This window comes from Pseudomonas sp. RIT357, assembly GCF_000632245.1.
Classification (GTDB): domain Bacteria; phylum Pseudomonadota; class Gammaproteobacteria; order Pseudomonadales; family Pseudomonadaceae; genus Aquipseudomonas; species Aquipseudomonas sivasensis.
In genome coordinates this window covers 14,960-34,622 of record NZ_JFYX01000003.1, presented here as the reverse complement: position 1 = coordinate 34,622, position 19,663 = coordinate 14,960, and the positions used below count along the sequence as shown (strand labels likewise).

19 protein-coding genes are annotated in these 19,663 nt (G+C 61.2%); 2 read left to right on the top strand and 17 right to left on the bottom strand.

The window, feature by feature from the left end:
- Positions 1–82: 82 nt before the first annotated feature.
- The 10 genes from BW43_RS22720 to BW43_RS22760 form a co-directional block, all read right to left on the bottom strand.
- Positions 83–715, bottom strand: a complete 633-nt coding sequence (locus BW43_RS22720) for a hypothetical protein (protein WP_032884836.1) — start codon at positions 713–715, stop codon at positions 83–85.
- Positions 716–796: 81 nt separating this feature from the next.
- Positions 797–2,239: an efflux transporter outer membrane subunit gene (locus BW43_RS22725; RefSeq protein WP_032884834.1), complete on the bottom strand. Its 1,443-nt coding sequence runs from the start codon at positions 2,237–2,239 to the stop codon at positions 797–799.
- Positions 2,236–3,126 carry an HlyD family secretion protein gene (locus BW43_RS22730; RefSeq protein ID WP_032884833.1) on the bottom strand — a complete coding sequence of 297 codons (891 nt, stop codon included), beginning with the start codon at positions 3,124–3,126 and terminating at the stop codon, positions 2,236–2,238. The genes BW43_RS22725 and BW43_RS22730 overlap by 4 nt, the downstream gene beginning before the upstream one ends.
- Entirely contained in the window at positions 3,123–3,332 is a 210-nt protein-coding gene (locus BW43_RS22735) for a DUF1656 domain-containing protein (protein WP_003187469.1), read from the bottom strand. Before BW43_RS22735 ends, BW43_RS22730 begins: the two co-directional genes overlap by 4 nt.
- Entirely contained in the window at positions 3,329–5,407 is a 2,079-nt protein-coding gene (locus BW43_RS22740; protein WP_032884832.1) for an FUSC family protein, read from the bottom strand. Before BW43_RS22740 ends, BW43_RS22735 begins: the two co-directional genes overlap by 4 nt.
- The gene (locus BW43_RS22745; RefSeq protein ID WP_032884831.1) at positions 5,404–5,814 is read right to left on the bottom strand and encodes a MarR family winged helix-turn-helix transcriptional regulator; all 411 of its coding nucleotides are present in this window, start codon (positions 5,812–5,814) and stop codon (positions 5,404–5,406) included. The genes BW43_RS22740 and BW43_RS22745 overlap by 4 nt, the downstream gene beginning before the upstream one ends.
- 191 nt (positions 5,815–6,005) lie before the next feature.
- Positions 6,006–6,422 carry a hypothetical protein gene (locus BW43_RS22750; RefSeq protein ID WP_032884829.1) on the bottom strand — a complete coding sequence of 139 codons (417 nt, stop codon included), beginning with the start codon at positions 6,420–6,422 and terminating at the stop codon, positions 6,006–6,008.
- A complete protein-coding gene (locus BW43_RS27915; RefSeq protein ID WP_050442798.1) occupies positions 6,419–7,072 on the bottom strand; it encodes a hypothetical protein in 654 nt (217 codons plus the stop codon). The genes BW43_RS22750 and BW43_RS27915 overlap by 4 nt, the downstream gene beginning before the upstream one ends.
- A gap of 93 nt (positions 7,073–7,165) precedes the next feature.
- Positions 7,166–7,408 carry a DUF2789 domain-containing protein gene (locus tag BW43_RS22755; RefSeq protein WP_032884828.1) on the bottom strand — a complete coding sequence of 81 codons (243 nt, stop codon included), beginning with the start codon at positions 7,406–7,408 and terminating at the stop codon, positions 7,166–7,168.
- 33 nt (positions 7,409–7,441) lie between these two features.
- The gene (locus BW43_RS22760; RefSeq protein ID WP_032884992.1) at positions 7,442–9,028 is read right to left on the bottom strand and encodes a glycosyltransferase family 39 protein; all 1,587 of its coding nucleotides are present in this window, start codon (positions 9,026–9,028) and stop codon (positions 7,442–7,444) included.
- A 180-nt stretch (positions 9,029–9,208) separates the two neighbouring features.
- Here BW43_RS22760 and BW43_RS22765 point away from each other — a divergent pair, with 180 nt between their 5' ends.
- Complete coding sequence (locus tag BW43_RS22765) at positions 9,209–11,368, top strand: hypothetical protein (protein ID WP_032884826.1); 2,160 nt, start codon at positions 9,209–9,211, stop codon at positions 11,366–11,368.
- Complete coding sequence (locus BW43_RS22770) at positions 11,365–12,069, top strand: DUF3142 domain-containing protein (protein WP_032884824.1); 705 nt, start codon at positions 11,365–11,367, stop codon at positions 12,067–12,069. Before BW43_RS22765 ends, BW43_RS22770 begins: the two co-directional genes overlap by 4 nt.
- An 86-nt stretch (positions 12,070–12,155) precedes the next feature.
- Here BW43_RS22770 and BW43_RS22775 read toward each other — a convergent pair whose 3' ends face one another.
- The 7 genes from BW43_RS22775 to BW43_RS22805 form a co-directional block, all read right to left on the bottom strand.
- Entirely contained in the window at positions 12,156–12,722 is a 567-nt protein-coding gene (locus BW43_RS22775) for a hypothetical protein (protein ID WP_032884823.1), read from the bottom strand.
- 103 nt (positions 12,723–12,825) lie between these two features.
- Positions 12,826–14,271, bottom strand: coding sequence for an efflux transporter outer membrane subunit (locus tag BW43_RS22780; protein WP_032884822.1), 1,446 nt, complete (start codon positions 14,269–14,271; stop codon positions 12,826–12,828).
- The gene (locus BW43_RS22785; RefSeq protein ID WP_032884821.1) at positions 14,268–15,326 is read right to left on the bottom strand and encodes an HlyD family secretion protein; all 1,059 of its coding nucleotides are present in this window, start codon (positions 15,324–15,326) and stop codon (positions 14,268–14,270) included. Before BW43_RS22785 ends, BW43_RS22780 begins: the two co-directional genes overlap by 4 nt.
- Positions 15,327–15,341: 15 nt before the next feature.
- On the bottom strand, positions 15,342–16,877 hold the full coding sequence (locus BW43_RS22790; RefSeq protein ID WP_032884820.1) for an MFS transporter: 1,536 nt from the start codon (positions 16,875–16,877) through the stop codon (positions 15,342–15,344).
- Positions 16,878–17,109: 232 nt separating this feature from the next.
- Positions 17,110–18,030 (bottom strand): LysR family transcriptional regulator, encoded by a 921-nt coding sequence (locus tag BW43_RS22795; RefSeq protein WP_032884818.1) that lies wholly within the window; start codon positions 18,028–18,030, stop codon positions 17,110–17,112.
- Positions 18,031–18,082: 52 nt separating this feature from the next.
- Complete coding sequence (locus tag BW43_RS22800) at positions 18,083–18,709, bottom strand: energy transducer TonB (RefSeq protein ID WP_032884817.1); 627 nt, start codon at positions 18,707–18,709, stop codon at positions 18,083–18,085.
- Positions 18,710–18,808: 99 nt separating this feature from the next.
- Positions 18,809–19,657 carry an ABC transporter permease gene (locus BW43_RS22805; protein ID WP_032884815.1) on the bottom strand — a complete coding sequence of 283 codons (849 nt, stop codon included), beginning with the start codon at positions 19,655–19,657 and terminating at the stop codon, positions 18,809–18,811.
- Positions 19,658–19,663 lie beyond the last annotated feature (6 nt).

Genomic DNA, 19,663 nt, shown 5'->3' with positions numbered 1-19,663 from the left:
AAGCCCGCCGAAAACGGGGGAAGATTAGCACTGGCGGCCGCGAAGGGCCCAGATTTCTCAGAGGTTCAGGCGAGCAGTTGGTTCACGAGTATTCCAGTTCGATCTCGTCGAGTTGGTGATCGAAACTCTTCAGCCGCGCCGTCCAGGTGTACACCAACACCTCAAATTCGCGGTGTATCACCGCGTTGCCGGGGGTATCGGCCTTGGGGTCGCAGAAGTCCAGTTGGTAGCGTTCGCGGGCCATCTGCGTCGCGACGTCAGACAATTCACGCGCATTGTTAAGCCAATGCCTACCATCGGCGACCTGCTGATCGAGGGCCACGCACTGTTTTTTCAGGACTTCGAGGCTTTTTTCCAGGGGGGTGCCGGTGAGGTCGCCCATGACTTCCTGGAAGGTGCGACCCGGCTGCCAGTAGCTGCCCCAGAAATAACGATCGAACACGGTTTCCACACGCCGCAGCGCGACCTTGGTGTCCCAGATCGCCACGCGGGTCTTGCCTTGTTCGAGAAGTTTTTTCTTGATCCGTTGATTTTGGTAGGAGGCCCAGGCCACCACGCCGATGGACAAGGTGCCGATCACCAGGCAGGCGCTGTCGAGAAAGACCATGGCCTTGTCGAGCTGGTGGGCGAGCATGACGCCGTAGAAATACGCGGCCGATAACAGCACCAGTGCGAGGAGCACGCACCAGAAAGCGGGAGCATAAGGGTTTTTCATTATTGGAATCCCCATGAGCAAACGCGAGCAGTGTCAGGTAGGCCATCACGGCGGCCCACCTGACAAAGCATAGCTACCCGCTCAGGGTTTGCCGGGCTGTGACGCTTGCGTTCGTCCGCTTTCCCAACCGCCGCCCAGGGCCAGGAACAGATCGATCTGGCTCATGGCGACCTGGGTATTTGCCGCCGCCAATTGCGCACGCACATCGGTGTAAGTGCGGGTGGCTTGCAGGTCGGCCAGGAACGACGCGCGGCCGGCCTGGAAGAAGCGATGGGTCTGCCCCGCCGCTTCCTTGGCCGACTCGCCGGCTTCGGCCAACGCATCACGGCGTTGCAGTTGCGCGGTGTATTGCGCCAGACCGGTCTGGGTTTCGCGAATGGCGTTGAGCACCACCCCATCGAAATGCGCCAGGGCGCCCTGGGTGGCGGCTTCGGCTTCGTGGACGCGGGCCCGGGCGCCGTTGGTCGGCACGGTCCAGCTGATCATCGGGCCAAAACCCCAGCGGTTGGTCGCAGGCGTGCCGAGGTTGTCGAGCAAGCCGACGGTGCCTACGGTGGCGCCGATGGCGATGTCTGGGTACAGGGCGCCGGTGGCCACGCCGATACGTGCGGTGGCAGCGGCCAATTGGCGTTCGGCCTGGCGCACATCGGGACGCCGCTTGAGCAGCGCCGCGCCGTCACCCACTGGCAACAACTGGGCAATGTGCGGCAGCTCGGCGCAGTTGCCGGTGCCCGCCGGCAGTTGGTCCAACGGCTTGGCCAGCAGCATCGACAGACGGAACAGCCCGGCCTGGCGCGCAGCTTCGTAGCGCGGCATGTCGGCGCGAAGGGATTTGTACTGGGTTTGCGAGCGGGTGACCTGGGTTTCATCGCCACGGCCGGCGTCACGCAGGCGTTGGGTCAGCTTGGTGCTCTGGGCTTGCAAGTCCAGGGACTCGTTGGCAATCGCCAGCTCTTCGTTGGCCGCACACACCTGGGTGTAGGAACGCACCACATCGGCCACTAGGGTGATGCGCGCGATATCGGCAGCGGCCTGAGCGGCATCGGCGCTGGCCTGGGCGCTTTCGATGCCCCGTTGCAAGGTGCCGAACAGATCGAATTGATACGAGGTGGTAGTGCCGACGCTGCCGATGTTACCCACCGGCACTTTGTCGGCCAGCAAAAATGCTTCGCCGGACTCCTGCAGGCGCTGCGCCTCAGCCTTGGCGCCGAGGCTCCAGCCGCCGGCGGATTCAGCCTGTTGGGTCTGGAACCGCGCGCGCTGCAAATTGGCAGCGGCCACGCGCAAGTCGGTGTTGGACGCCATGGCCTGGCGCACCAGCTCATCCAGGCGCGGGTCTTTGTACAGTTTCCACCAGTCGGTCGGCACCGGTGCTGACACCACGTTGGCGCCCTCGCCAGCGAGTTGCCCTTGCAGGTCGCCACGGTTGACCGCGGCCTTGTCCGGCAACTGGTAGTCCGGGCCTACCACTTGGCAGGCCGACAGCAGCAAACCCAACGCGGCGGTTGCCAACAGTTGCTTCATGGCGTGGCTCCGTCATCGGGCTTGTCGCCAATGATCGACACCGTGGCCGTACGCCCGGCGATCATGCGGAAGTCCGCCGGCACGTCGTCAAAGGCGATGCGTACCGGAATGCGCTGGGCCAGGCGCACCCAGCTAAACGCCGGGTTGACGTTGGGCAACAGGTTGGAGCCGCTGCTGCGGTCGCGATCTTCGATACCGGCGACGATGCTCTGCACGTGGCCGCGCAAGCGAGCGTTATCGCCGATCACGCGGATATCCACCGCCATGCCGACGTGGATGCCGTCGAGTTTGGTCTCTTCGAAATAGCCGTCGATATGGAAGGAATTGCTGTCCACCACTGACAGGACCGGCCGGCCGGCGGTGACGAATTCCTGGTTACGCGGCGCCCGGTCGTTGACGTAGCCGTCCACCGGGCTGCGGATTACTGAGCGATCCAGGTTCAGTTGGGCCGAATCCACCGTCACTTGCGCTTCAGCCAGGGCCGACTGGGCACGGGCCACGCGGGACTGGCTTTCTTCCAGTTGCTCGCTGGGCACCAGGTTGCCGAGGCCACGGTTACGCTTGTACTCGCGCTGGGCCTGGGCCAGGGTTTCCTGGCGGTCGGCCACGGCGGCCTGGGCTTGGCGCAGGGCCAGCTTGAAGCGGTCCTGGTCGACGGCAAACAGCACCTGGCCCTTGGTCACCAACTGGTTGTCGCGCACGTCCACGCGCTGGATCAGCCCGGACACGTCCGGGGCGATCTGCACGATGTCGGCACGGATGTGCCCGTCGCGGGTCCAGGGCGCAAACATGTAGTACATGACCATGCGCCACACAACGACGACCGCGAAGCTCACGATCAGCAGCGTCAGGACTACACGGCCGATGGTCAAAAAAGGTTTTTTCATGTCATCAGGTATCGACTGAGTGAGTCCACCGCGCCCAGCAACAGCGCGTAGAGCCCCACATTGAACAACGCCCGGTGCCAGACCAGGCGATAGAAGTGCATGCGCGTCAACAGCCCGTGCACCACCAGAAACAACACGTACGTAATGCCCATCAGCACCAGCAGCGTGGGCAGGAACACCCCGCTGATATCCAGATCACCGATCATAAAGGCGCTCCATCAGGCAGCGGCGCCTCCATCTCGGTGCCGCCAATAAATTCGACGCCAGGCAACAACGCCAGTCGCAGGCCGGCCAGGGCGTGCAACAGGTGCAGGCGAGTATCGTCCTCGTCTTGCAGACCCTGGCCGTTGAGGGCGCGGCGTGTGCGGTCGAGGGTCATCAGCAGACCGCTGGGCGCGGGCAAGCGTTCACCCGCCTTGAGGCAGGCCTTGAAGTAAGCGCCCACCCCTTCGACGACCTGGTTGAGCAACACCCGTGGCACTCCAAGGATGCGCGGCGAGTACGCCAGCAGGTCGAGCAGGTTCAGCGCCACGCGCAAATCGCGCAGGGCGATGCCGGTGTCCTGGCCGGTGAGTGCCAGGCGCGGCAGGTGCTGCATGAGGCGATCGAGCATCTGCACGGCGAGGTGTCGGTGTTCGGCCAGGGTTGCGGGCTCGGTGAGGCCGACGATGTCACGCCAGCTGAAACGGGTCAGGCGCTTGGCGGCGAATTCGGCGCCGAAAGGCCGCGCAACCAATGTCCACACAAACGCAAACAGCAGGCCCACGGGGCCGGCGAGGTTGACGTTGGCGAAGTTGAGAAAGTCCGCGTCGTAGGCACCCTGGATGCTGATGAACGACGAGGTGTTCACCAACGTCAGCAACATGCCCAGGTAGAAGCGCGGCTGCACAGTAAGGGTACCGATGCAGATGAACGGCACCGCAAACGCCAGCACCAGCATCGGGAAATCGTGCAGGTTGGGCAGCACCAGAAACAGGTACAGGCTGGCGAACAGCACCGACATGGCGGTCCAGAAAAAGAACCGATAGATCTGTGGCGCCGGATCGTCCATCGAGGCGAAGAAGCTGCACGCCACGGCGGCCAGAATCACCGCGCTGCCGCCGTCGGTCCAGCCCAGCAGAATCCACAGCACCGAGGCGACGATGATCGCGGTGACGGTAGAAAACGCCGAATAGAACATCAGACCACGGTCAAGGAATGGCGTGAGCCGCCCCAGGCGCCAGTGACGATACACGGCGCGCCAGCTGTCCTGGCTTTCACACTGGATGGCCGCTTGCAGGCTGCGGCAGTCTTGCCACAGGTCGATCCATTCGCCCAGGCGATACAGCGCGTTGGAAAACAGCAGGGTGTGGCGGTCGTCCAGCGCCTCGCCTTGGGGTTGCAGGGCGTCGACCTGGTCACGCAGGGCGCGCCAGCTTTCCAACGGTGCACTTTGTTGAGTGTTTTCCAGCCACTGGCTTGTGGCTTCCAGAATCGGCTGGATGCGGTCGAGAAATTCCGGCGCCCGATGTTCGATGGCGTAGAGCGCATCGTCGAGGGCATCCACCACCGGCAGCAGGTGGATCATGCGCCCGCGCAGTTCCTTGGTGTTGCGCACCGTTTGCGGCCGCGCGCCTTCGTGAGGCAACTGGCCGATCATCAATTCGAGGGTGTTGAAGGTGGCGACCATGCCGCTGCGCAAAGTGCTGACTTCTTCACGCTGCACATTGCGCGTCAGAAAGCGTTGGCTGTAGACCTGAGCATCGGCAAACCACTTGGCCACCGAGCCATCGAACACGGGCATCAGGCGGCGCGGCCAGAACATCGCCCCCACTACGGCGGCGACCGCAATACCGAGGAAGATTTCTTCGGTTCGCGCCTCGGCCACATCCCATACCGCCAACGGGTTATCCACCACCGGCAGGGCGATCAGCGGCAAGGTGTAGCCAGCGAGCATCAAGGCATAGTTGTTGGCGGTGCGCAGGTGCATCGACAGGAACAGCAAAGTGCCCGTCCACAGTGCGATCACCACCACCAAAATGTACGGCGACTGCACGAACATCGGCACAAAAAACACCGCCGCCGCCGCGCCCATCAAGGTGCCGATGGCGCGGTACAGGGCCTTGGAACTGGTGGGGCCGACAAACGGGCTGGAGACGATGTACACCGTGGCCATCGCCCAGTACGGACGCGGCATTTGCATCAGCATGGCGATATAGAGCGCGATCATCGACGCGGCGAAAGTACGCACGCCGTAGAACCAGTCGCGGGCCGGCGGAAAACCGGTAAAGAATCCGTTCAAAGCGTCGCTGCCTCAAAGGCCCGCAGCACACGCAGCGCGGCTTCCATATCGGTGGAGTCGATGTCCGCCAGCACTTCACGGCGCAGGCGCACCAATTGGACTTCCACCGCTTGCACCAGCTCACGGCCACGCTCGGTGAGGCTCAAGGCCTTGGCGCGACGGTCGTGGACATCTTCGGTGCGGCATACGTAGCCGTCACTGCACAGGCGATCGAGCAGGCGCACCAGGGATGGGCTCTCCATACCGGATGCCTGGGCAACTTTGACCTGGTGCACACCGTCGCCCAAGCGGCCGATCATCAACAGCGGCACGGCGCAGGCTTCGGAGATGCCATAGCTCACCAGCGTGGTCTGGCAGATTTTGCGCCAATTACGGGCGCCCACCACCATGCTGCTGCTGAGGTTCATCTGGAGTTGTTCGAGGGATTGGGGCACTGGATAGTTCGCATACAGTTAGTTTGCTAACTATCAATATGGTGGAAGGAGGAGGATGCGTCAAGTTTTGAAACAATTTTGCGGATGTGTGGAAGGGTATGGGATGAGTAAAGCGGATTTTTGGCTGGCCATCCGCACGAACGCGATATCTGCCACACCGCCCTTCAAGATTTTTTGCCCCATCGCCAGACACTCCAGACCTTCACTCCTTCGGAAACGACCACTAACACGGCCATCAACACCAGGTTGTAATCGCGAAAAAGTTGAGCGCCTACAAGCAACAGCGAAACGGAAGGCACAATAAAAGCCAATCGGAAGGGAGTTTGAACGTAGACAACCCACTTAACGCTCTCACGGCCAAGAAAAAACAATACGCAGGAGATGACAATGGAAACTTGCAACAGCATGGCAAAAACGAACATGTAGAACTGCACCACACTGTGCTCACGCAGCAGCCATGACGCATTCTCAATATCGCTTAAATAAGGAATTCTTCCTCCCATTACACTGGTGACTGCATATCGAATCAAAAGAAAAGCATCCATGGCTCCCCAAAACCAAAAAACACGCTTGCGCATCACGTTTCTTCTTCCTTGTATTCATAGGCCACATCCGGCGTGACAGGCTGCCAATACCACGACTTACCACCGACCTGCCAGTTGTCGTCTCCCTCCAGATAACGTTGTTTTATATGCCGTAGTTCTCCATATCTACGTTCAACTGATTGGTGGCCAAGCTGATCATCCCCACTGTCCAGCCTTACCCATCGCTGGGTCATAACTCGTGTGGTGTTTGCGAGATCTTTCCCATCCGATAAAAATACCCGCCCTTCATCACCTGCGGAAATTAAGCGATTGGCGGTGAGGATAGCGGTATTTTTGATGCCGTCGTAATCGACGCTTACCTTCTCCCACTTGCCGGGCCCGACATACAGTCGACGCCCCATTAAGTGTCCGTACTTGACGCGACACTCCCTGCTTAAAGGGAGAAAAGGACGGTCCATCACAAATAACCAATCACCGGCGGCCAGCTTCTCCAAAACGCGCCGTTGGTCTTTTTCTGCGGAGCAGCAGGCAGAAGAGATATTGCACTGCCTAAGCAATTCGCTCAGTCCAGGCAACGTATAAGGAACGCGAAAAAATTCCCTGATACTTATTCGCGCAAAATAGGGACTTTCGATTTTTCCGAGATCATATTTCTCAATTTCGTCGTGAGGGATCAGACGTTTCATATAGCGTCCAGAGGAGAGAGTCAGCGCCTATTAGTAACGGGGCGCTCCCTCTGGCCACTATCGTCCACTTCCGCTTAGTCGATAGGATTCTTCCTAGCCTCGCCCACCCCTCAACATCAAGTTCAACTCATCCACAACTTCAGCCCAATCCGCATCCTCCAGAATCTCCTCACGCAAAAACGCCCGTTGACTGCCCGTCCAGAAAAACGCGTCCGCCAGATGCAGCTCAGACTTGAGTGGCGAGTGAACGGACACAAACTTTTCGATGCTCACCGGGTCATCCGGCAGGCCCAGCTGTTTGAACAATGACGACAAGCTATGGACAGGCGATTCCATGATGAACTCCTGATAAAGGCGGTTGAAACGAGTCTAGCGGCAGCCCTCGGGTTGCGCCGATGGCGCGTTGCACAGCACGAACAACCGCGCCCTGGCGCCACCACCGTCCTGGCGGCTGAGTTCGCGCCAGCCCGCAGGCAGTGGGGCGAAATCGTCCGGGGCTTCGTTGCTGCTGATCAGCCAAACGCGGCGGGTGCCTTCGGGCAATGCCGACAAGTGGTCGAGGTATATACGACCACCGTCCTGGTCCACCAGGGTGCCGAAGCCGTAGGCGTTGGGACGGGTCGGCGTGCCATCGGGTTTTGGCGGGGTGTAGAGCTGCAACTGGGCATCGGTCTGGTCGTAATACACGTAGCTGAGGTACCACATCATGTCGCTGAGCACGATGCGGTCGTCTTCCTGGTAGTTACGGTTCACGAATTCCACGGGCACGTTGAACTGGTCGTGTTCATCCACAGCGAAGTTGTTCTTCAGCCCCACCAGCTCCACGCCCACAAACAGTACAAACACCGCCGCACCAAGCCACGACAAACGGTCGATGGCCAGCGCCAGCAGGATCGGCAAAGCCAGGGCGTACACCGTGAGATACCGCTCGATAAACACCGGTGAAATAAACGACACGGCGTAGACCAGCAGCAGCGGCAGCAGAAAGAACAACGCCAGCAGGCTCGCCGGTCGATAGCGCTCGCGGTCGCGCCAGGCGGTCACCACGACGACCGCGACCAGCAGCAACGGAAACAGCCAGAACAGCGGCGGCCAGAAACCAACACCTTCATCCTGCAGCACGAACTGCCAGATCATCGACGGCAGGGACAGCAGGTTGACCGGTTCTTCCCAGCCAATGTCACCGCCCACTTTGAGCTGGTCGACGTGTTGCACCAGGTCCAGCAAGTTCGGCAACCAGGGCAGGTACAGCAACACAATCACGACATTGGCGCCCCACCACGCCGGGCGCTTGATCAAACGCTGACCGGGGGCGGCACTCAACAGCCCCAGGTACGCCCAATGCACCAGCACGCACAGTGCCGTGAAGTAGTGGGTATAAAACCCGGCACTCATCAGCAGTACATACACCGCCAGGTAGCGCGTGCGCTCAGGTTGGCGCACCCAGTACACCAACGCCAGCGTGGCACCCAGCAGCCACACACCGAGCAGTGAATACATGCGCACTTCCTGGCTGTAGCGCACGGCGGTCGGCAGCAGGGCCAGCAGCACGCCCGCCAGCACTGCAGCGCGACGGGTGGACAGTTTCCGCGTCAGCCAGATGCCCAGCCCCACCGCAATGACACCGGGAATGGCGCTCATGCCGCGAATTGACCAGATGCTGTCGCCAAACAGCTCGATCCAGCCGCGCAGCAGGAAGAAATACAGCGGCGGGTGCACATCATGGGCGGCGTGAAACCACAAGTCGCCAAGGGCGTACTCACTGAGCAGCAGGCTGGAACCTTCATCTCCCCAGATCGCCGCCGACGTGAGGTGATAAAACCGCAGGGCCATGGCCAACGCCAGGATCGGCACCCACCAAAGACGGCTCAGCCAAGCAGCCCCCTCCCACGTGAGACGGTTGATTGCGGGCAACGCCCCGACCTTTTCATTTTGCTCTACCACAGACCGACGCACCCCGATTCCCCTGCCACTGCCTTGATTGCTCATGTGCAAACTCCCGCCACTCTAGGACAAAAGCCCCTGAGTCGCTGCTGGAATCGGACAAATCGGCAATTTGTGTAGGGCTTCAACGAAGCACGCGTCGGATCAGGCTATGATTGCCTCCCTCCAAGGACTCAGGATCAAGGACACGTCATGCGCATCGGTTTTCTGTCACCCCTGGCATTGGCCCTGCTGGCCAGTGTTTCCCTGCCGGCCCAGGCCAGTTCCGACGATTCGTGCTACCCGGACTGGCGGGTGTCACGTGACAGCCTCGATCCCTGCAACAACCTACCGTTTCTGAGCCCTGGCAATGACAGCCGGGCCAACCTGCGCCTATTGCTGGCCGACAAAAAGAGCGCGGCGCTGACGCCCAACGCGCTGAGTGAAGATGATCTGTCCCAGGGCTTTGGCCCGGTGCCGTTTCCGGTGTATCGCCTGATACCCGCCTCAAGCGCAGAGACGCAGCCCGACTCCGACCAATCGCCCACCGCCGAGCTGGACACCTTGTTGACCGGTCTGGGGATCAAGCGCGAAGAGTACAAGACCGCTGGCGAAGCCTTCGTCGACGGCGAAGGCAGCCGCTGCCGCAGCAATGACGATGACAGCGCCACCGCGTTTATCAGCCAGGTCATCAACGCCGACATGCCGAGTACCGAGCGCACGACGCTGGTGAAGGCTCGCCTGCAATTGCTCACCACCTGCGACTGGGATGGCCAGGTGGTGACCGATCCTATCGAGTCCGCCCACGGCCTGCTCTTTCGCACCTACCTGCAAGCCGCCGCTGACTTCTACAGCGGCCGCTTCAGTGACGCCGAACGCGGATTCGCCGCCGCTAACCTGTCGACGATCCCTTGGCTGAAGGAGACCGCGCTGTACATGACCGCGCGCAACTCACTCAACCAGGCCCAAGCTGAGGCCTTCGATGAGTACGGCATGCCGCAGCTTGAGCGTGTGGATAAGTCTGCACTGGGCCAGGCGGAAGCTGGGTTTCTGGGCTACCTGAACACTTATCCACAAGGTGTTTACGCGACGTCCGCCCACGGCCTGCTGCGCCGCGTGCACTGGTTGGCGGACGACAACGACAAACTGGCTGAAGACTTCGCCTGGCAGTTGACCCAAGCCACCGACGCCCAACGCAATGTGTCGGTGGACGAACTGGTGGAAGAAGCCGACCTCAAGCTGCTGATGGTCAACAGCGCCAACCTCAAAGAGCCGCTGCTGCAAACCGTCACCGATCTGATGCTGATGCGCGCCAACACTCCGCCACGCCTGACCCGCGAAGCCCTCGCCCAGCAGAAAGCCACGTTTGCCAACACGCCAGCACTGTACGACTACCTGCAGGCGGCCTTTGCGCTGTACGTCGAGCATCAGCCCGACGCCGCCTTGAAGCACCTACCCCAGGATATGCCGTCGAACCTGGATTACTTCGCCTTCAGCCAACAGACCCTGCGTGCATTGGCGCTTGAAGAAAAAAAGGACTGGAAAAGCGCCGAAGCACTGTGGCTGAAACTGCTCGCTCAGGCCAAGTTGCCATTGCAACGTGACCAACTGGAACTGGCCCTGGCCATGAACTACGAACGCAGCGGCCAATTAGCCAAGGTGTTTGCCAGCGACTCGCCCATCAGTGCCAAGCAGGTGCGCTACATTCTGCTGCGCAACGTCGCCGGGCCTGAGTTACTGCGCCAGCAGATCGCCCAGGCCAGCGATCCGCTGGAGCGCCAGACCGCGCAATTCGTCCTGCTTTATAAAGACCTGCTGCGCGGCCAGTACGCCACCTTCGCCGAAGATCTCAAGCAACTGCCCGCCTCGCCCACTGAGGACAAATTGGGCACCAGCCTGGGTTATGTCTACAGCGGCAACCAGACCCTGAAGTTGTTCCAGTGGAGCGGTGACAAAGCCGAATCCGGCTACGCCTGCCCGAGCATCGCGCAAACCGCAGCGGCGTTGCAGGCTGACGCGAAAAACCCGCAAGCCCTGAACTGCTTCGGCGAGTTCATCCTGCGCAACAACTTGGACGGCATGCCCCTGGAGCAGGCCCGCGCCGCCGGTAGCCTGGGCAGCACCGCGTCGGACTTCAAAGGAGAAACCTTCTCGCGCCTCGACGGTTACAAGCAGGTCATCGCCAATGCCAAAGCGCCGAAGAACGACAAGGCTTACGCGCTGTTCCGCGCCATCAACTGCTACGCGCCGGCCGGCTATAACAGCTGCGGCGGCCAGGACGTGGAACCGGCTGTGCGCAAAGCCTGGTTCCGCCAACTCAAGACCGGGTTTGGCGACACCCAGTGGGGCAAATCCCTGCAGTACTACTGGTGAAAAAGCTGTGGCTGGGCTTGCTGTTGCTGGCAAGCCCGGCCTTCGCCGCCGTCGACGCTCGCGACTATGACGCCTTCTGGCTGTGGAGCGGCGTCACGCCCCAGCCGGTACTCAAACAGGCGAAAACCCTGTACATCCTCCAGGGCCAGATCAACTCAACGCGCCGCGCGCCCCAACGCGGCGTGCAATTTATCGCCCAGGGCACCAGCGTGCCGCGCATCACTCAAGGTGAAGTCTGGGTGGTCTACCGCGCCCACACCCTGCATTGGCCGGAACGGGTCTACACCCAACTGCTCGGCCAGGTGCAACGCTGGCGCGACGCGGGCAACCCGGTGGTCGGTATCCAGATCGACTTCGACGCCCGCACCCAATACCTGCACGAATACGCCGACTTCCTGCGCGACCTGCGCCACCGCCTGCCCGCCGACCTGCGCCTGAGCATCACCGGCCTGATGGACTGGAGCAGCAACGCCGACCCGGCCGCCATCGCCCAACTCAAGGGCGTGGTGGATGAGGTGGTGGTGCAAACGTATCAAGGCCGCCACAGCATCCCGGATTACGCGGCGTATTTACCGCGTATGAATCGGTTGGGGCTGGCGTTCAAGATTGGTTTGATCCAGGGCGGGGCGTGGGAGGAGCCGAAGTATTTGAAGGGGAGTGAGTGGTTTCGGGGGTATGTAGTGTTTTTGCAGAACCGCTGATGAACGCTAGAAAAACATCAACAAATACGCGTGCATTCTGCATGCACGCGGCGACTGCTGGCCCTTCGCGAGCAAGCTCACGTCTACTAAGCGGTAAGGAACGCAGACGCTATTCCCAGCGCCCACAAACTCACGCCTATGACGATCCAAATTCCGTTGGCCCATGTAAAACGGCTGTTGGCTGTGCCTTTTGGATCATCCTCAAGGTGGTTCACCGCAAGCTGAATCTGCACCATCAGGGCAACCTGAACAATGGTGAAGCAGACACCCACTTTTACTACCGTCAAAGGCGATACAAACCAGATGTAGGTATAGGGTAAAAAGGCGCAGCCTATCCAGCCCAGGGCGAAGCAACGAGGCCACCATCGATAGGACGCATCTTTCAAATCAAGCGCCAGCTTGATTTTCAGGACGAGCGAATAAGCAAAAAAAATTGAAAAAAATGCCCGAACCACAGGCAGCACTCTGGCACCGGTAGCGCTGCGATAGGCATCCCAGTGCTTATACAACCAGTAAAAGCCATAAAGGCCGTAGGACAACAGCATCATCACCAGCAGCTTGCGGTGGGCCACCACAAAAAAGGCAGCGGGCCGGGCCGCTGCGAGGGTGAGATCGGCTTGCGGCGGTGCGTAAGGGTTTTCAGCAATGGACATAGCGAGGGCTCTTTAAGGAATAGCCCGCCACAGTACTGCTCGCGTTCCCGATTTTTTGGCCCGCGCCAAAATAGAGAGCCTTCCTACTCTCGACTTCGTGAGTTCATCGGTTAACAGCTTGCAGCGGATACACCGACTCCCATCCTCCCCCCAACGCCTTGTACAACCCCACCATCGCCAACGACACGCCGGTCGAGCTTTCCACCCACTGCTCTTGCGTCGCCAGCAACGCGCTTTGCACGGTGAGGACATTGACGAAATCTGCCACACCTTCCACGTACTGATGTTGCGCGGTGGTCAGGGCGATCTGGTTCTGACGCACGGCTTCGGCCAGGCTGTCGCGGCGCAGTTGGCTGGCGTTGTAGCGGGTCAGTTGGTCGTCGATTTCATGCCAGGCGCGCAGCACGGTTTGCTGATAGGCCAGCGCCGCTTCCTGTTGCTGGGCTTCGCGCAGATTCACCATGCCTTGCAGGCGCCCGCCGTTGAACAGCGGCAGGCTGAACTGTGGACCGAAGGCAAAGGCGCGTGAGCCCCAGGAGCCGAAATCCGACAGTTGCATGGCCTGTGAACCGAGGCTGCCGGACAGGGTGATACGCGGATAGAAATCGCCCTTGGCCACGCCGATGTTGGCGGTGGCGGCATGCAAGCGAGCTTCAGCCTGGCGGATATCCGGACGGCGTTCGGCAAGCTCCGACGGTAGGCCGATAGCAACTTGGCGCTGGGTCTGCGGTACCGCGGCGTCCTTGGACAACTGCGCGTGCAGGGCTTGGGGTGGCTCGCCCATCAGCAGGCTCAGGGCGTTGATCAACTGGTCCTGGCGTTGCTGCAAATCCGGCAGGCGCGCTTCGATGGCGGCGACTTGGGCGGCGGCTTCGGCCACGTCCAGGTCGGTGGCGACGCCATCAGCCAGGCGCAGTTGCGAGAGCTTGAGGCTATGGCGTGCGACGTCGAGGTTTTGCTCGGTCACCGCGCGGGTATTTTGCACGCCGCGCAGTTGGATGTAGTCCTGGGCGGTCTCGGCCAGCACCGACAGCAGCACGGCACGACGGTCGTTTTCGGCGACTTGCAAGGTGGCATCGGCGGCTTCAGTTTCGCGTTTGACCCGGCCCCAGAAATCCAGCTCCCAGGAGGCGGAGAAACCCGAATCCAATTGGCTGAACGCCGCGCGGCCATTCTCGCCGGACGGGTCGCTCAAGCCTTTGCCGCTATTGCGTTTGCGCTGGTAAGCCCCCGTGGCATCAACCTTGGGGTAACGCTCGGCAGTGGTCACCTGGCGCACGGCGCGGCTTTGTTCCAGACGGCTGCTGGCCAGTTTCAAGTCGAGGTTATCGGTGAGGGCGCGGCGCGTCAGGGCCGAGAGTTGTGCATCGTGGAATACGTCCCACCAACGCTCCTGGAGCGGGTCGCTGACGGCGCGGCTGTCGGCTTGGCGGCCTTGAGGTGCGCTCCATTGCGTCACTTGAGCGTTCTGCGGGCGCTGAAAATCCGGGCCGACGGTGCATGCACTCAGGCTGATCAAACTGAGGGTGAGCCAGGCAACTCGTTTCATTGCTGGGCCACCTCAGACTGACGTGCGACCGGCTGAGTGTCGACGCTGGCCTCCACCGACATACCGACGCGCAGGCGCTCGGTCAGCGGCTGGTTGGGCTCCAGCACAATTTTGACCGGAATGCGCTGCACCACCTTGGTGAAGTTACCCGTGGCGTTGTCCGGTTTGACCGCGGCGAAGGTCACCCCAGTCGCGGGTGCGAGGCTCTCCAGATGGCCGTTGAGCAACTCGCCGTCGAGGCTGTCGACACGCACCTGAACGGCTTGGCCGGCTCGCATGTGAGAGAGTTGGGTCTCTTGAAAGTTAGCCACCACGTACGCCTGCGCCAACGGCACCACGGCGAGGATCTTGCTGCCCGGCGTCACATAGGCGCCGACCCGCACGGCGCGCTCGCCGACCATGCCATCCACCGGCGCAACGATTCGCGTGTAGGACAGCTGATAGCTGGCCATCTCCAACGCTGCCTGGGCGCGCTTGAGCCCGCCTTCGGCCGCATCGCGCTGGGCGGTGAGAATCTCCACCTGCTTACGTTCGGCCGCCAGCACCGCCGTAGCATTGGCCAGGCGTGCGGTGGCCTGGTCGATGCGGGTCTTGGCTTGCTGGGCGTTTTGCACAGTACCGGCGCCCACACCGGCGAGGTGGTTGTAGCGATTCAGTTCGTGCTCGGCGAAGGCCATTTCGGCGCGATCCGCCGCGACGGTGGCTTGGGCTTGGGCGATCACCGAGCTTTGGCGTTCCAGGGTCGCGGTGGCGTTTTTCAGCTGGGCCTGGGCAACCAATGTGTCCGCATCAGCGGCCTGGGCGGCGGCGCGAAAATCACGGTCGTCGATCAGCGCCAGTAACTGTCCGGCCTTAACTCGCTGGTTGTCCTCCACCAGCACTTCCTTGATAAAACCCGCCACTCGCGGGGCAACCAGGGTGAAGTCTGCCGCAACAAACGCGTCGTTAGTGCTCTGATGTTTGCTGCCCAGCAAGCCTGGCGCGACCAGATAGAACAGCACACCGACGGCAAATACGGTGATGACGGAGACGGCAATTTTGTCTTTGCGTTTCATGGAAAGTCCTTGTGGCTAGGTCGGTGCGCGAGGCGGGAAGATCCGCGTGGGCATCCAGAAAATCAGCAGAATCAACGCCACGGCGACACCGCCCATGACGTAATAAAGATCCGAAGAAGTGAGCACCACCGCCTGCTCGTGCAGCCGATGGGCGAGGCCCGGCGTGTCGCCGTCGGCCAGGGGCGAATTGCCCAAGCGATCCACCAACATGGTCGAGTGAAAGTGCAGGCGCTGGGTGGTCAGCGCGTCCAGCACGCCGGTGGCGACCACGGCGGCCAGGCCTTTGACGGTGTTGAACCAGGCCGAAGCGAACGGGCCGTCCTGTGGCTGAATGCTGCCGGTGGACAGCATCAACAGCGGTAACACAGCCATGGGCTGCCCAAAGATTTGCAGCACGTACAGGCCGTAAAAATCGTCGCGGATCCACGCCGAAGTGAGGTGCGCGCTGCCGATGCAGCACAGCACCAACATGCTCAAGCCGATCCCCAGCACCCAGCGGCAATCGACCCAGCGCAGGTTGCACAACGCGGCCACCAGCGGCAGCGCGATCAACTGCGGCAACGCCATCAGCAGCATCACTGGCGCGGTTTGCAGCGGTCGATAGCCTTGGACTTGGGCGAGGAAACTCGACGGGATGATGATCACTGAGGTCAGCACCATCAGCACGCCCGCCAGCACGATCAAAGCAAACGAGAGGTTACGCAGGCCGAGCATCTGCAACTTGAAAAACGGCATCGGGTGCGACCATTCATTGAGCATAAACAGCACCAGCAGCAGCGAGCCGCCACTCAGCAAAAACGTGATCAGGCCCGACTCGAACCAGTCCAGCCGATTGCCTTGCAGGATGCCGATCACCAGCATGCAGATCGCCGGGAAGCCCAGCAGCAGACCGCGCCAATTGAACTGCTTGAAGCGCTCCAAGCGCAGCGGGTCTTGGGGCAAGCCATAGGCCACGGCGGCCATCGCCAGCAGGCACGGCGCGACGATCTGCCAGAACGCCCACTGCCAGCCGACGTATTCGGTCCACAGCGCCGCCAGTGGTGTGCCAAGGCTCGGGCCGAAGGTAGCGGTGAGCGCGTAGCCGGCCAGGCCATACAGCTTGACGTTGGCCGGCAGGAAGCGCAGCGCCACGGTCATTAGCATTGGCGGCAACGCGCCACCGGCCAGGCCTTGCACGGTGCGCAGCAGCAACAGGCTTTCGTAGTTCGGCGCGAAGGGGCACAGGATCCCGAGTACGGTGAACAGGGCTATGGCGCACAGAGTGAAGCGGCGTAGGGAGAACGTCACCGAGCACCAGGGGGCAAAGGCCATGGCCGCGACCGAGGTGGCGGTGTAGGCCGCGACAAGCCAAGTGCCTTCGTCAAAGCCGATGTAAAGCGCACCACGGATATCGGCGAGGGCCACCTTAGTGACCATCTCGTTGAGACCGGACACCAGCACCGCCAACAACACGCCGACCAGGCCGATGATGATGCGCGGGCCGAATACGGGCGGGGTGATGGCGGTGGATTTGGCTGCGGCCGCGAGGGTGGGGGCAGCGAGGGAAGTCATGAACGGGTAACTCAGGATTAGAAATACCCGAGCAGTTTAATCAGGCACACACATGACAAAAAGTTACATGTTGGCAGGGTATAAGTGCGTCAGACGCAATCCTGAATCCGCCACAGATCTCTCGTGGGAGGGGGCTTGCCCCGATTGCCGTGTGGCAGGCTCAGATTCTCTGTCTGATCCACCGCGATCGGGGCAAGCGCCCTCTCACATTTGCCCTGTGTACGCTTGATGTTCAGGTCGGCTGGGCTTCCAGCCACGTGGCGTGGCAGCTCTCGCGCATGGTTTCGCGCAGCCATTTGTGAGCGGGGTCTTTATCGAAGCGAGGGTGCCAGGATTGGGCCAGGACAAGGGTCGGCAAAGAGATCGGCAGCGGGAAGGCCCGCAGGGGCAGCTTCAGGCGATTAGCGCTGTAGAGCGCCTCCTTGGGCACCGGCAGGATCAAGTCGGAGTCAGGCAGCATGAACATCGCACCGTGAAACCCTGGGGCGATCATCGCCACACGGCGCTCCAAACCCTGGGCATTCAGCGCGGTATCGATCGGCCCCCGGGCGATGCCGCGTCGCGAGATGCTGATGTGGGAGTAACTGGCGAAACGTGCGGCGGTGATCTCCTCGTCGAATAACGGGTGATCCTGCCGCGCCAGGCCGACGAAGGTGGTGGAGAACAGGTTCTGCACCTTGACCTCGGGGCTTGCCGGCTGGGTGTTGCTCACGCGCAAATCCAAGCGTCCTTCGCGCAACGCTTCGTCGTCGGTGTCGCCTTCTGGCACGAAACACAGCTCACACAGCGGTGCCATACGCTCCATGGTGTCGAAGAGACGACCGCCATACACGCCAATAAAAAAGTCATTAGCGCGCACGCTGAAGCGGCGGCGCAGGGTGGTCAGGTCCACTTGATCCGCCGACCGAAACAGCAGCGCCGCCTGTTCCACCACGTTGCGCACCTGACCTTGCAGTTGCAGGGCCTTGGGCGTTGGCACCAGGCCCCGACCGGCCCGCACCAGAATCGGGTCGCCCACCGCTTCGCGGATACGCGTGAGGGTACGGCTCATGGCTGCCGGACTGAGGTTCATCCGCCGGGCGGCGCCGACCACACTGCCCTCGTCGAGTAAGGCGTCGAGGGCGACCAGCAGGTTCATGTCCGGTAGTTGCATGCCAAGCACTCGTGATCAGAAGGGAGTGAACTGGGCGCAATCGTAGCAGGCTTTACAGGTAGCGCTTGAGGTTGCGTGGCAGGTAGTCGGCGTAGGTTCGTTTGGGATTGGTCTGGCATTTGCGCACGATGTCCGGCAGAGCGCTTTCAAGCTCGTCGGCCTTGGACAGGCCTTCGTTGTAGTCGCTTTTACCGCTTAACGCCGGGAACATCACTGCCACACGGGTAATGGCAAAGCTCTTCATGGCGATCAGTGGCCGGGAGGGATGATCGCGCCGGAACTGGCTGACTTCCTCGTTCAACGCGCTGCAGGATTGATAGGTGGTTTGCGTAAAGGTCAGTCGCGTACTTTCTTCACTCGTCGGTACGGGCGAGAAAATCATGTCGTTCTGAGCATCGATTACCTCTGGCCGATCGGCATTCACCGCCCAGGGTTTGAAGCGCCATTTTGAGGCTGCCGCCACGGCCGCCTCACCGAACTCCGGCTTGGTGGCGCTGAGTGCTTTGACGTCACTGACGGTGCCGTCGCTGTGAATGTTCAGGCTGATGCGCGCATGCCCTTGGGTGTTAGTAAGGTTGCCAGGGTAGACCGGCTTGGGCATCGATACCGTTTCGGGTATGAACTCGGCCAACGCAGAGGTCGACAGCAACAAGGCCGCGGCCAAGACAAAAAAACGCATCGTCGTAAATCCTTTTACCAAGCCTATCCGACGCCGGAGCAGCGTCGAATTCGGCCGGCATTATCAGGTTCACGTCGGACAAAGAGCAATCATTCCTGTTTAGCGCTGCATGCCCCAACGCTTCACGGTGAGCCGCTCGAAGGTGTCAAACACGAGGTTTTCCACCAGTAGGCCGATCAGGATCACCACCGCCAACCCGGCAAACACCTTGTCGGTATATAGCTCATTGCGGTTCTGGAAGATGTACCAACCCAGCCCGCCCTTGCCGCTGGTGGCGCCGAACACCAACTCGGCGGCGATCAGCGTGCGCCAGGCAAACGCCCAGCCGATTTTCAGGCCGGCGAGGATCGACGGCAGTGCAGCCGGGATCAGGATAAACAGCACAAAGCGCATGCCCTTCAGACCATAGTTGCGACCCGCCATGCGCAGCGTCTCGGACACACCGAGGAACCCCGAATAGGTGTTGAGCGCCAGCGCCCACAACACCGAATGCACCAGCACGAAAATCAGGCTGTTCTGGCCCAGGCCGAACCACAGCAGCGCCAGCGGCAGCAACGCAATGGCCGGCAGTGGATTGAACATCGAGGTCAGGGTGCTCAGCAGGTCGCGGCCCAATTGGGTCGACACGGCCAAGGTGGTCAGGGCAAAGGCGAGCACTATGCCGATCAGGTAACCCTTGATCAGCACCACCAGCGAGATACTCACCTTGCTCAGCAGTTCACCGCTGAGCAGGCCGTCGGACAGCGCATTAAAAGTCTGCAGAAAGCTCGGCAGCAGCAGGTCGTTGTTCTGATAGCGCGCCACGACTTCCCAGAGGATCGCAAGCACGATCAGGATCAGGCCCTTGCGCAGCCAGCCTTGTTGCCAAAGGCGTTGGCGCAGGGGCAACTCGCGCTCCACGGGGACACTGAGCAGCGGTTCGAGGGTGACTTCATATTCCTGGCGCATGGGTTG